Here is a 12,066-nt window from a genome sequence, read left to right as displayed (position 1 = left end):
ATTGTATGAAAGCAATTTTGGTTGATATTCGGATTAGTTCTGAAAAATTTTTAATGTTGTATCAAGGGGTCGCGGAAACTGTTTATACCCGATCCCTTGATGGTCGTAGCGTACAGTTCCCCGCTAGAATCTTAAAACCATTTTTACTACGTGATGGTATTAATGGTCGATTTAAAATCTTGTTTGATGACCAAGGTAAATATCAAGGGATAGAGAAACTGAGTTAGTGTAATAAATGCATCAATTTGGTGATTCTTTATAACTTTTGGGAGTTAACATTGCCACTCTTAGTGCTCAATGCTGTTATTCCATGCTCGCCTCGCCTATAATCGGGCCAAAATTTTTACTAGGACCTGATTATGTTGTATTCACTGACTCGATCTTTGATGTTTCAGCTTGATCCCGAACTTTCTCACAACGTAGCGCTTCATTCGATGAATCTTGCGTCTTCTTTGGGAGTAAATAAGCTTCTGGGCGCTGAAGTACTATCTGATCCTGTTCAGGTGATGGGCATTGATTTTCCAAACCGCGTAGGTTTAGCAGCAGGTCTAGATAAAAACGGCATTGCGGTAGATGGTATGGCTGCAATGGGCTTCGGCTTTGTTGAAGTGGGTACTGTTACTCCACGTCCACAAGATGGTAATCCTAAGCCACGTATTTTCCGTTTGCCAGAACAGCAAGCGATCATCAACCGTATGGGTTTTAACAACGGTGGTGTAGATAAGCTGCTCTCTAATCTGGATAAGAGCGTTTATAAAGGCGTTCTGGGCATCAATATTGGTAAAAACAAAGATACTCCAAACGAAAAAGCGAATGACGATTACCTATATTGTCTTCGTAAGGTATACGGACGCGCGTCTTACATTACTGTTAACGTATCTTCTCCAAACACACCAGGCCTTCGTACTCTTCAGTACGGCGAGTCGTTAAACAGCTTATTGGACGCTCTGAAATCAGAACAAGCTAAGTTAGCTAAGTTCCATGACCGCTATGTTCCAATTGCGGTAAAAATTGCACCGGATATGACTGATGAAGAACTTGCACTTGTTGCTGCTTCTCTAAAGTCTTATGAAATGGATGGTGTGATTGCGACCAATACAACCCTATCTCGTGACGGTGTTGAAGGGCTAGAGTTTGCCGATGAAGCAGGTGGCCTATCAGGCGCTCCAGTACGTAATAAATCAACTAAAGTGATTAGAACTCTAGCGCAAGAGCTTGACGGTGCGTTACCAATTATTGGTGTAGGCGGAATCACTGAAGGTTTTGATGCGGCAGAAAAGATCGAAGCCGGTGCAAGTTTGGTACAAATTTATTCTGGGTTTATCTACCGTGGACCTTCATTGGTTGCGGATTCAGTGAAGGCAATTAAGCAGCTTTCAGAATAAGAACAGGTAATAAAAAGGCTCCCCTTGGGGAGCCTGAAAATTCTGTTTAGTGTAGAGCTGGATCGGATTGAATTGCTGATACTCCTTCCATGCCGCTCCAGTGAGCTTCGCGTCCTTGGCGCCATCCGCTCATCCAATGGCTTCTGAGATCTGATGTATTGACGGGACAGTTATCCCGGGACTTACCGCTTAATCCTGCTTGAAAACCTCGATTAAAAAGTGTGCTGGTACGATCACGCTTTTGTCTCTTCATACAATTGAGCCTCTCTTCGTGTTTTAGTTTTTTGAGAGCAGCGGTTCCTTGAGACATGGTATCCGCTTAAAATCTGTCTGCGAGTTTTAAATTTTGCAGCCAGACTTCTATAAATATCGGAAAATAGATCATAGTGCGATTGAATATGACTATCATGATATTAATGCTTAATAAAAATAGTTAGTGTGTGGGTGCAAAAAAACGATTGCATTCATAAAGTTAGTCAAAAAATTGGTTTTTGAACAGCAGAGTGAATTTTTTTCATGCCTGTTGTTAATTAAGTGAAATATTTGCTGAGTAAAGATACGTATGAAACTGTTTCTGACATGCCCTAAGGGTCTTGAGTTACTTCTTGAAGAGGAGTTGCAGCAACTGGGTGTTACCGAAACCAAGCAAACAGTGGCAGGGGTTCAATGCCAAGGTGAGCTGGAAGATGCTTACCGTATCTGTTTATGGTCTCGTTTAGCTAACAGAGTTCTTATGCCTCTTTATGAAGGTGAAGCAGAAACAGCTGATGATCTTTACAAGGCTGTTCAGCAAATTGACTGGCTGGATCATATGCGTAGCGAAGGTACGTTTTTGATTGATTTTAGTGGTCAAACTCGTGGTATCAACAATACCCATTTTGGTGCATTAAAAGTTAAGGATGCAATTGTCGATCAAATTCGCGATAAAACTGGTGCTCGCCCGAGTATCGACAAAGTTGCACCTGATCTACGTATTAATGTGCGTATGCACCGCGGAAAAATTACCGTTGCTTTAGATATGTCGGGTGATAGTTTGCACCGACGTGCTTATCGTCTAAAAGCAGGTGAAGCGCCAATGAAGGAAAACTTGGCGGCTGCTATTTTGATTCGAAGTGGTTGGCCGAAGCGTTCTTCTGAATTTGGTTTGGTTTTTGATCCGATGTGTGGCTCAGGCACGTTGCTAATTGAGGCAGCGTTGATGGCGGCGGATATTGCGCCGGGTTTGCAGCGTAAGCGTTTCGGATTCTCCCGTTGGACAGGTCATAAGCGTGATATCTGGGAAGATCTTGTTGCTGAGGCTCAGGCACGCAAAGTAAAAGGTTTACTTTCCTTAGAAGCGAGCCTTATTGGTAGCGATCAAGATAGCAAGGTTTTGCGCGCAGCTCGTCAGAATGCAGAAAGGGCAGGTGTGGCGGACTTTATTGAATTTACAACGTGCCGCCTAGAAGATTTGGATCGCAATACCCTGCCGGAAGGTAAAGGTTTGCTGATTACCAACCCGCCTTATGGTGAGCGTTTAGGTGAAACTCAGCAATTAATGTTCTTGTATCGCCACCTTGGCGATAAGCTGAAAGAGCAGTTTGCTGGTTGGACAGCGTCTATTTTTACTTCTAACCCAGATCTTTGTAAGGTCACAGGTCTGCGAGCAGATAAGCAATATAAGCTGTTCAACGGTGCGCTTGAAAGTCGTCTGTTTATCTATCCTGTATCTGAGCAGAGATCGGAGAAGCAAGTAGGTCAAGAGGGTGAGCCAGCTCCTTTGAGTGAAGGGGCGCAGATGTTTGCTAATCGTTTAAAGAAAAACCGTAAACAGCTGGCTAAGTGGGTTAAACGCGACAATATAGAGAGCTACCGTCTCTACGATGCGGATATCCCTGAGTACTCTGTTGCAGTGGATATCTACAAAGACGAAGTGCATGTCCAAGAATATGCCGCACCTAAGAAGATTGATCCGGTAAAAACATTTGCTCGTCTACAGGATGTGATGAATGCATTACCGGTTACCTTAGAGATATCTCCGGAAAAGGTGATTTTAAAACAGCGTAAGAAACAGCAGGGCGTTAATCAGTATGAAAAGCACTCTGAAACTCACCGCTTTAAAGAGATTAACGAGCACGGTTGCAGATTATTGGTCAACTTGCACGACTATCTTGATACCGGTTTGTTTTTGGATCACCGAGCAATTCGTTATCAGATTCAGAAAGAAGCGGCTGGTAAGGATTTCTTAAACCTGTTCTGTTACACAGGCACTGCTTCGGTGCATGCAGCTAAAGGTGGTGCTAAATCTACAACCAGTGTTGATATGTCTGCTACCTATCTTAACTGGGCTAAGCGTAATTTAGATTTAAATGGCCTAGATACAAAAGAAAATCAGCAAGTACAGGCGGACTGCTTAAAGTGGTTGCGGATGCAAAGAGGGCCGGCATACGATCTAATTTTTATGGACCCCCCAACGTTTTCTAACTCTAAGCGGATGGCGGGAGTACTTGATGTTCAACGTGACCACGTAGACCTTATAGAAGGTGCTATGCGCTGTTTGCGTGCAGAAGGTACCTTGTACTTCTCCAATAACTACCGTCGCTTTAAGTTGGATTACGACGCGTTGTCAGAATTCGAGATCGAGGAGATTACACAATCTACTCTTGATCCGGATTTTAAGCGTAATTCTAAAATTCATTGTTGTTTCCGTATTCGTCATAAGTGATTGTGCTCGCAAATTGTGCGCTTTAATAAATTTGGCACATATAGTGCTTGCTATTAAGGCATAAAAAATTTGTTACTAGCACTATTTTGGTGAATTGCAGTTTAAGGCGCTATGTTTCGGGGCTTTTAAGCCTAGTTGGCATAGTGGCAGCAATATCACAGAATAATATGCACTATAATAGTGCACCAAAATGAAGCGCTGCTTTAGGTGGTGGTTCAAATATGGTGCACAAAAAGAAACGGGAGACACCTAGTGGAAAACGTCAATAGCGCAGTTGAGACGCTTATTCAGAGTTCTAATACTCTATTCATTCTGATGGGGGCGATCATGGTCTTTGCCATGCATGCCGGCTTTGCTTTTCTTGAAGTTGGTACGGTTCGCCACAAAAACCAAGTGAATGCGTTGGTTAAAATTTTGACCGATTTTGGTTTTTCTGCCATGGCTTACTTCTTTGTAGGTTACTGGGTTGCTTACGGCGTCACTTTCTTCTCTCCTGCTGCTGAATTGGCTGCAAATAACGGTTATGACCTAGTTAAGTTCTTCTTCTTAATGACGTTTGCGGCTGCAATTCCTGCTATCGTATCGGGTGGTATTGCAGAGCGTGCTAAGTTCTGGCCGTTCCTGATTGCCTCATCTCTTATTGTGGCGTTTGTATATCCGTTTTTCGAGGGCATTATCTGGAATGGTAACTTTGGTTTCCAGGATTGGTTAGAAGCTAATTTTGGTGCTGCATTCCATGACTTTGCAGGATCTGTTGTAGTACACGGTGTCGGTGGCTGGTTGGCGCTAGTTGCTGTGATCATGCTGGGTATTCGAAATGGTCGCTATAAAGGTGGTCGTCTTGTTGCTTTCCCGCCATCTAATATTCCTTTCTTGGCATTAGGTGCTTGGATTCTGTGTATTGGTTGGTTCGGCTTTAACGTAATGTCCGCTCAAACAATGGATGGTATCTCTGGTCTAGTAGCTGTTAATACGCTAATGGCGATGGTTGGCGGTATTATTACTGCGCTGATTTTTGGTAAAAATGACCCTGGCTTTATCCATAACGGTCCTTTGGCTGGTTTGGTTGCTGTATGTGCTGGTTCTGACGTAATGCACCCTATGGGTTCTCTAGTTGTAGGTGCTGTTGCCGGTGCAATTTTTGTCTTCTTATTCACTATTCAGCAGAACAAATGGAAGATCGATGATGTGTTGGGTGTATGGCCGCTACATGGTGTTTGTGGTGTTTGGGGTGCTATTGCTTGCGGTATTTTCGGTACTGAAGCGCTTGGCGGTCTAGGTGGCGTTAGCCTTATGTCGCAAATAATCGGTTCGCTAGCGGGTATTGCTGTGGCAGTTATTGGCGGTGTAATTGTTTACGGTGGTGTGCGTGCAGTTTCTGGTCTGCGTTTGACTCAAGAGGAAGAGTATAACGGTGCTGACCTATCTATCCATAAGATTGAATCTACTAGCGATAACTAATCTGTCGCTTTAGATCTATTGAACAAGCCGGGCATTGCCCGGCTTTTTTGTTGGTAGTGATTAGTTAAATATCGCTTGTCTGAATTTTTGTAGCTTAGAAAAAATAAAATCAGAACGTTCTTTTTTCCCTTTCTCTGTGTAGTACTGCATATCTATTACTCCTGATTCAGTTCTTTTTAGCATTCGTGCTTGCTGACTTAAGCCGTCATAGCCCCAGTCCGTTGTTGGTACTTCATCTAAAACTACATAGCTAGTTGGTGTTAGAGGGCCAATTTCGCTATCCAATAGTTGGTTGAAAGCGTGAAGTGCATCGGACTTTTCTTGTTCAGTATTGGTACCTTTGCTGATTTTGGCATTCACATAGGCGGATACCGAATTAGTGGCTAATTTATTGCCGATAAACCAATGCTCTTTATCTATTTTTGTAATACTTACTGCGGTTAATTCTGCTTTCTTATGAAGAATTTTAGCCATGATATTTGTTGTACCTTCGACTAGGTTTTTGGTCTGTAATTGGGTCAAGTCGCTGGATACCTGTATTGATATGTAAGGCATAACGCTCTCCTTGTCTGTTTAAATCCAGCTTACGTGCTCATTCATATTATTAATAACGATTAATATTGTTTATATTGATCAGTAAATGCGATTAAAGGGAGGTAGGCATGGCGCAGCCTAATATAAGCACTGAATTGTTAAGAACTTTCCTTGCTGTGGTTGAGAGAGATGGTTTTATTCGGGCGGCAGAGTCCCTACACAAGACGCAATCCACGGTAAGTCAGCAGATTAAAAAACTAGAACTGGAATTGGGGGCTGTTCTGTTTCGTCCTAACGGCCGTAAACGTCTGCTGACGCATGAAGGGGAGATGTTGGTTGGTTACGCAAGGAAAATGCTGGCGCTGCAGGACGATGCAATAGCGAGCTTGGCGAGTAGTGGTGAGCTAGGGGAGATAAAGGTAGGTGTTTCTCAAGGTGTTGCGGAAACTGTATTGCCAGAGCTCTTGGCTGGGTTTTCTCGGAAGAATCCAGCGGTAAGGCTGTTTGTGGAAACAGGTTATAGCGATGAGTTGGAGCTAGGGTACGAGCGGGGTGATTACGACCTTATTATTACATTGTCGTTGAATGGTTCTGGAAAGGGGGAGGTTTTAGGGGGTGAGCCATTGGCGTGGATAGGCCCTGAGGGCTTCTCTTGGTCGTTAGGGAGGGAGTTGCCTATGGCGTCGTATTCCAAGGCTTGTCAGTTTAGGCGGGTTTCTATTGAATCTCTCGATCAATCAGGCATTCCATGGCGTCTGGTTTATACCTCGTCAAGCTATCAAGGGCTTATGGCGGCAGTTAAGTGTGGTTTGGGTGTTACTGTGAGGCCGAGGAGTGCGATTCTGCCAGGAGTTGAGTTGATAGAAGAGCGTCTTGGTTTGCCTGAGTTGCCAATGATTTATACATCGTTGCGTTATAGGCGAGATATCAATGTTGCGAATGAGTTAGCGGAAACGTTTAGATTAGCGTCGCTTGGGGTTCGGTAAATTGAATTATATAGATAATAAAAAAGCCGCATAAAGCGGCTTTTTTGTGGTTGGTTCGTCTTATTTCTCAGGGTATGAACGCTGAGTTGGGCCAGTGTAAAGCTGGCGTGGACGACCAATTTTGTTAGGGCTGCTGTGGAACTCGTTCCAGTGAGAGATCCAGCCGATTGTACGAGACAATGCAAAGATCACTGTAAACATGTTGGTTGGGATGCCAATTGCTTTCAGGATGATGCCGGAGTAGAAATCTACGTTCGGGTATAGTTTGCGTGCAGCAAAATACTCGTCTTCGATAGCGATTGTTTCAAGGCGTTTCGCGATCTTAAGAAGAGGATCATTTTCCAGACCTAGTTCAGCCAATACTTCGTCACAAGACTTCTTCATTACGCGTGCGCGTGGGTCGAAGTTGCGATATACGCGGTGACCGAAGCCCATTAGGCGGAATGGGTCGTTTGGATCTTTTGCTTTAGCAACGAATTCATCAATGCGTGACTCATCGCCGATCTCTTCAAGCATGTTAAGTACAGCTTCGTTAGCACCGCCGTGAGCTGGGCCCCAAAGTGCAGCGATACCAGACGCGATACATGCGAATGGGTTCGCGCCAGAAGAGCCTGCAAGACGTACCGTAGAAGTAGATGCGTTCTGTTCGTGGTCAGCGTGAAGTACGAAGATGCGGTCCATTGCTTTCTCAAGTACAGGGTTAACCTGGTACTCTTCGCAAGGTGTGCCGAACATCATCTGCAGGAAGTTACCTGCATAGCTAAGATCGTTACGTGGGTACATAAACGGCTGGCCGTTTGAGTACTTAAAGCACATCGCAGCGATAGTAGGCATTTTCGCGATTAGGCGGTATGCGCAAACTTCACGGTGATGTTCGTTATCGATGTCTAGAGAGTCATGGTAGAACGAAGAAAGAGCACCAACCACGCCGCACATGATCGCCATTGGGTGAGCGTCACGACGGAAGCCGTTATAGAAGTGGTTTAGTTGCTCATGAACCATTGTGTGGTTCTTCACAGTTTCTACGAATTTAGCCTTTTGCTCTGCGCTTGGCAGTTCGCCGTTCAATAGTAGGTAGCACACTTCCATGTAGTCTGATTTTTCTGCTAGCTCGTCGATAGCATAGCCGCCGTGCAGTAGCACGCCTTTACCGCCATCGATGAAAGTGATGCTAGAGTCACACGCAGCTGTGGAAACAAAACCAGGATCGTACGTGAACAGGCCTTTGCCAGTCAGTGGGCGCACATCAATTACGTCTGGACCTAGAGTGCCTGAATACACCGGAAGCTCAATAGCTTCATCCAGACCGTCGACTGTTAAACGTGCTTTCTTATCAGCCATTAAAAGGCTCCTATCATTATGTTTTAGTTCTGTTTTGACTTTCTTATTAGTCAGATCTAAGAGTCTTGGCCCGATAAATTGGACCCACACAATATAGAGACTGAAAAAAGTTTGTCAATCCGACTAAATGGGTTAGTTACCGCATCGCAGCAAAACGGATGAATTTTTATCAGGATTAGTACTAAGGCTGAATAGTCATTTGGTTGTACGACTTTTGATATGCCGTAAAGTCCTAGACAAAAGGCGAACAGCGCTGTGTTTGCGTTGTATTGTCAAAGTGAAATGCTTATACTCTCGCCCCGAAGTTTATCCCTAGTTTATGTCCTATTATATTAGTTCATATATTATGGATATGCTTGAGGAGCGAGGTACTTATCTTCAACACTTCCGAGCAACCGAGCCCTGCAAAGGGGCCGTAAAAAGTGTGAACAAGAGCCGTGAATAAGAAAAGACCTGTAAATTTAGATCTTCAAACTATCAAAATGCCGCTACCGGCGATTACATCCATCCTGCATCGTGTGACAGGCGTGGCGCTATTTTTTGGTGCTGTGTTTGCAATGTATGCTTTGGGTTTGTCTCTGGAATCAGAAGCGGGCTTCAATGAAGCTGTTGATATGTTTGAGAATGGCTTCTTCGCGAAGCTTATAGCGTGGGGAAGCGTATCAGCATTGCTATACCACTTCTTCGCGGGCATCAAACACCTGGTAATGGATTTTGGCCACTGTGAAGAGCTTGAAAGTGGTCAAATGGCAGCGAAAGTGACCTTGGGTCTAGCTGTTGCAGCAATCCTCATTTCGGGAGTATGGATATGGTAACTAGTATTACTAGCTTTGGCCGTAGTGGCCTGTATGACTGGATGATTCAGCGTGTAAGCGCGGTAATCCTAGCTGTATACACAATCTTTATGATTGGTTATCTAGCATTTGGCGCAGAACTAACTTACGAGATGTGGGTTGGTTTGTTCGAAGGAACAGCAATGCGCATCTTTACAATGCTAGCGCTACTATCCTTTGCTGCACACGTATGGATTGGTATGTGGTCTGTTTCTACTGACTATATTAAGCCAACTGGTATCCGTTTCGTGTTTCAATCTGCATGTGGTCTCCTGACGTTTATCTACGTTGTGTGGGGCATTCAGATTTTGTGGGGTGTTTAAAAGATGTCTAAACTACGCACGCTTACTTTCGACGCGATTGTTGTCGGTGGCGGTGGTGCAGGCATGCGTGCTGCACTTCAGCTTGCACAAAGTGGTCTAAACACTGCTTGTGTAACAAAAGTATTCCCAACTCGATCTCACACAGTATCCGCTCAAGGCGGTATTACTTGTGCGATCGCAAGTGCTGATCCAAACGACGACTGGCGTTGGCACATGTACGATACCGTTAAAGGTTCTGATTACATCGGTGACCAAGACGCTATCGAATACATGTGTTCTGTAGGTCCTCAGGCGGTATTCGAACTAGACCACATGGGTCTTCCGTTCTCCCGGACTGAAACAGGCCGTATCTACCAGCGTCCTTTCGGTGGTCAGTCTAAGAATTTTGGTGAAGGTGGTCAGGCTGCACGTACATGTGCTGCGGCAGACCGTACTGGTCATGCACTGCTTCACGCTCTATATCAGGGCAACATGAAAGCAGGTACTACCTTCCTTAATGAGTGGTACGCAGTAGACCTAGTTAAGAATGACGATGGCGCAGTTGTTGGCTGTATCGCTATCTGCATCGAAACAGGTGAGACTGTATACATCAAGGCTAAAGCGACTGTTCTTGCAACAGGTGGTGCTGGCCGTATCTACTCTTCTACTACCAACGCTCTTATCAATACTGGTGACGGTATGGGTATGTCTCTGCGTGCAGGTGTTCCGGCGCAGGATATGGAGATGTGGCAGTTCCACCCAACCGGTATTGCAGGTGCGGGTGTACTTGTAACTGAAGGTTGTCGTGGTGAAGGTGGTTACCTAATCAACAAAGACGGCGAGCGCTTCATGGAGCGTTACGCGCCAAACGCTAAAGACCTTGCAGGTCGTGACGTTGTGGCACGTTCTATGATCCTTGAGATCCTAGAGGGTCGTGGTTGTGGTGAAGATGGCGATCACGTTTACTTGAAGATGGATCACTTGGGTGAAGAGGTTCTTCATTCACGTCTACCTGGTATCTGTGAGCTGTCTAAGACGTTCGCGGCAACTGACCCAGTTGTTAAGCCGATTCCAGTTGTTCCAACTTGTCACTACCAGATGGGTGGTGTTGCAACTAACATCGGTGGTCAGGCTATCGCACCAGATAAAGACGGTAACGATTCTATCGTTGACGGTCTATATGCTTGTGGTGAAGTTGCATGTGTATCTGTACACGGTGCTAACCGTCTAGGTGGTAACTCACTTCTTGATCTTGTTGTATTTGGTCGTGCTGCTGGTATGCAGATCGAACAGCAGATGCGTGAAGGTTACGAAGTTAAAGATGCAACTGAAGCTAACATTGAAACTGCAATGGCGCGTCTAAACCGTCTAAACAATTCTACTGGCGGTGAAAGCGTTTCTGAAGTTCGTAAAGAACTACAGAGCACAATGCAGCTGTACTTCGGTGTATTCCGTGACGGCGAAAGTATGCAGACAGGTCTTGAATTGCTTAAAGGCATTCGTGAGAAGATCAATAACCTGCATCTTGAAGATAAGAGTCAGGCATTTAACACTGCGCGTATCGAAGCGCTTGAGCTTGAGAACTTGTTCGAAGTTGCTGAAGCAACTGCTATCGCAGCTGAGGTTCGTAAAGAGTCTCGTGGTGCGCATGCTCGTAATGACTTTACTGAGCGTGATGATGAGAACTGGTTGTGCCACTCAGTTTACTTCCCTGAAGACAAAACTATCGGTAAGCGTGCTGTAAACTTCGCACCTAAAACCGTAGATGCCTTCCCACCTAAAGTTCGTACTTACTAAGGAGCTTCTATCATGTTGGTTAGTGTATATCGCTACAATCCTGAAACTGACGATGCTCCTTACATGCAGGATATCCATATTGATATCCCTGGTGGTAAGGACATCATGGTGTTGGATCTGCTTCAGCTTCTTAAGGACAAAGATCCGTCTATGGCGTATCGTCGTTCTTGCCGTGAAGGTGTATGTGGTTCAGACGGTATGAACATGAACGGCCTTAACGGTCTTGCATGTATCACTCCGTTATCTGCTGTAGTTAAAGACGACAAGCTTGTGCTGCGTCCACTACCAGGTCTACCGGTTATCCGTGACCTTGTTGTAGATATGACTCAGTTCTACAAAGCTTACGAGAAGATCAAGCCATTCTTGATCAACGATACTCCGCCGCCTGCGATCGAGCGTCTGCAGTCTCCGGAGGATCGTGCTGAGTTGGATGGTCTGTACGAATGTATTCTTTGTGCATGCTGCTCGACTTCTTGTCCGTCTTTCTGGTGGAACCCAGATAAGTTCATCGGTCCTTCTGGCCTGCTTCAAGCGTACCGCTTCTTGGCAGACAGTCGTGACACGGCGACTCGTGAGCGTCTGGCAGATTTGGATGACCCATTCAGTGTCTTCCGTTGCCACGGCATCATGAACTGCGTAAACGTTTGCCCTAAAGGATTGAATCCTACTAAGGCGATCGGCAAGATTCGCAACATGCTGCTAGCGCAAGCAACCTGATCTACC

The 12,066-nt window shown here is 45.1% G+C and carries 12 protein-coding genes; 9 read left to right on the top strand and 3 right to left on the bottom strand.

Annotated elements, in window-relative coordinates; translation table 11 throughout:
• The first annotated feature begins 5 nt into the window (after nt 1-5).
• Both ACMXYR_RS09940 and ACMXYR_RS09935 read left to right on the top strand, forming a co-directional pair.
• Nucleotides 6-227, top strand: coding sequence for a DUF2835 domain-containing protein (locus ACMXYR_RS09940; RefSeq protein ID WP_415884175.1), 222 nt, complete (start codon nt 6-8; stop codon nt 225-227).
• Nucleotides 228-359: 132 nt separating this feature from the next.
• Complete coding sequence (locus ACMXYR_RS09935) at nt 360-1,385, top strand: quinone-dependent dihydroorotate dehydrogenase (protein WP_415884176.1); 1,026 nt, start codon at nt 360-362, stop codon at nt 1,383-1,385.
• Nucleotides 1,386-1,431: 46 nt separating this feature from the next.
• Here the strand turns inward: ACMXYR_RS09935 and rmf are convergent, their stop codons facing one another.
• Nucleotides 1,432-1,638 (bottom strand): ribosome modulation factor, encoded by a 207-nt coding sequence (gene rmf, locus ACMXYR_RS09930; protein WP_415884177.1) that lies wholly within the window; start codon nt 1,636-1,638, stop codon nt 1,432-1,434.
• Between the two features lie 309 nt (nt 1,639-1,947).
• Between rmf and rlmKL the strand changes: the two genes are divergently transcribed.
• A complete protein-coding gene (gene rlmKL / locus ACMXYR_RS09925; RefSeq protein ID WP_415901436.1) occupies nt 1,948-4,089 on the top strand; it encodes a bifunctional 23S rRNA (guanine(2069)-N(7))-methyltransferase RlmK/23S rRNA (guanine(2445)-N(2))-methyltransferase RlmL in 2,142 nt (713 codons plus the stop codon).
• Nucleotides 4,090-4,341: 252 nt separating this feature from the next.
• Entirely contained in the window at nt 4,342-5,550 is a 1,209-nt protein-coding gene (locus ACMXYR_RS09920) for an ammonium transporter (protein WP_415901435.1), read from the top strand.
• 60 nt (nt 5,551-5,610) lie between these two features.
• On the opposite strand, the gene ACMXYR_RS09915 is transcribed toward ACMXYR_RS09920, so the two are convergent.
• Nucleotides 5,611-6,105 carry a tautomerase family protein gene (locus tag ACMXYR_RS09915; protein WP_415901434.1) on the bottom strand — a complete coding sequence of 165 codons (495 nt, stop codon included), beginning with the start codon at nt 6,103-6,105 and terminating at the stop codon, nt 5,611-5,613.
• Nucleotides 6,106-6,212: 107 nt separating this feature from the next.
• On the opposite strand from ACMXYR_RS09915, the gene ACMXYR_RS09910 reads away from it, so the two are divergent.
• Nucleotides 6,213-7,070, top strand: coding sequence for a LysR substrate-binding domain-containing protein (locus ACMXYR_RS09910; protein ID WP_415901433.1), 858 nt, complete (start codon nt 6,213-6,215; stop codon nt 7,068-7,070).
• A gap of 60 nt (nt 7,071-7,130) precedes the next feature.
• On the opposite strand, the gene gltA is transcribed toward ACMXYR_RS09910, so the two are convergent.
• The gene (gltA, locus tag ACMXYR_RS09905) at nt 7,131-8,411 is read right to left on the bottom strand and encodes a citrate synthase (protein ID WP_415884182.1); all 1,281 of its coding nucleotides are present in this window, start codon (nt 8,409-8,411) and stop codon (nt 7,131-7,133) included.
• Between the two features lie 437 nt (nt 8,412-8,848).
• Between gltA and sdhC the strand changes: the two genes are divergently transcribed.
• The 4 genes from sdhC to ACMXYR_RS09885 are packed head-to-tail and all read left to right on the top strand — an operon-like array spanning nt 8,849 to nt 12,060.
• On the top strand, nt 8,849-9,226 hold the full coding sequence (sdhC, locus tag ACMXYR_RS09900) for a succinate dehydrogenase, cytochrome b556 subunit (RefSeq protein WP_415884183.1): 378 nt from the start codon (nt 8,849-8,851) through the stop codon (nt 9,224-9,226).
• Nucleotides 9,220-9,567, top strand: a complete 348-nt coding sequence (gene sdhD, locus ACMXYR_RS09895; RefSeq protein ID WP_415887749.1) for a succinate dehydrogenase, hydrophobic membrane anchor protein — start codon at nt 9,220-9,222, stop codon at nt 9,565-9,567. The genes sdhC and sdhD overlap by 7 nt, the downstream gene beginning before the upstream one ends.
• 3 nt (nt 9,568-9,570) lie before the next feature.
• A complete protein-coding gene (gene sdhA, locus ACMXYR_RS09890; RefSeq protein ID WP_415884186.1) occupies nt 9,571-11,343 on the top strand; it encodes a succinate dehydrogenase flavoprotein subunit in 1,773 nt (590 codons plus the stop codon).
• A gap of 12 nt (nt 11,344-11,355) precedes the next feature.
• Complete coding sequence (locus ACMXYR_RS09885; RefSeq protein WP_415884187.1) at nt 11,356-12,060, top strand: succinate dehydrogenase iron-sulfur subunit; 705 nt, start codon at nt 11,356-11,358, stop codon at nt 12,058-12,060.
• Nucleotides 12,061-12,066 lie beyond the last annotated feature (6 nt).

This window comes from Neptuniibacter sp. QD29_5, from assembly GCF_047778125.1.
In the GTDB taxonomy this organism is placed as follows: domain Bacteria; phylum Pseudomonadota; class Gammaproteobacteria; order Pseudomonadales; family Balneatricaceae; genus Neptuniibacter.
Note: the sequence above shows the minus strand (reverse complement) of the source record. Positions and strands in the feature narration are given on the sequence as shown.

What these genes read in the sequence shown, in the direction of transcription:
- rlmKL (WP_415901436.1), top strand. Translation starts at nt 1,948, where the DNA reads ATGAAACTGTTTCTGACATGCCCTAAGGGTCTTGAGTTACTTCTTGAA.
- sdhD (WP_415887749.1), top strand. Translation starts at nt 9,220, where the DNA reads ATGGTAACTAGTATTACTAGCTTTGGCCGTAGTGGCCTGTATGACTGG.
- ACMXYR_RS09910 (WP_415901433.1), top strand. Translation starts at nt 6,213, where the DNA reads ATGGCGCAGCCTAATATAAGCACTGAATTGTTAAGAACTTTCCTTGCT.
- ACMXYR_RS09940 (WP_415884175.1), top strand. Translation starts at nt 6, where the DNA reads ATGAAAGCAATTTTGGTTGATATTCGGATTAGTTCTGAAAAATTTTTA.
- ACMXYR_RS09935 (WP_415884176.1), top strand. Translation starts at nt 360, where the DNA reads ATGTTGTATTCACTGACTCGATCTTTGATGTTTCAGCTTGATCCCGAA.
- ACMXYR_RS09915 (WP_415901434.1), bottom strand. Translation starts at nt 6,105, where the DNA reads ATGCCTTACATATCAATACAGGTATCCAGCGACTTGACCCAATTACAG.
- rmf (WP_415884177.1), bottom strand. Translation starts at nt 1,638, where the DNA reads ATGAAGAGACAAAAGCGTGATCGTACCAGCACACTTTTTAATCGAGGT.
- sdhA (WP_415884186.1), top strand. Translation starts at nt 9,571, where the DNA reads ATGTCTAAACTACGCACGCTTACTTTCGACGCGATTGTTGTCGGTGGC.
- ACMXYR_RS09885 (WP_415884187.1), top strand. Translation starts at nt 11,356, where the DNA reads ATGTTGGTTAGTGTATATCGCTACAATCCTGAAACTGACGATGCTCCT.
- gltA (WP_415884182.1), bottom strand. Translation starts at nt 8,411, where the DNA reads ATGGCTGATAAGAAAGCACGTTTAACAGTCGACGGTCTGGATGAAGCT.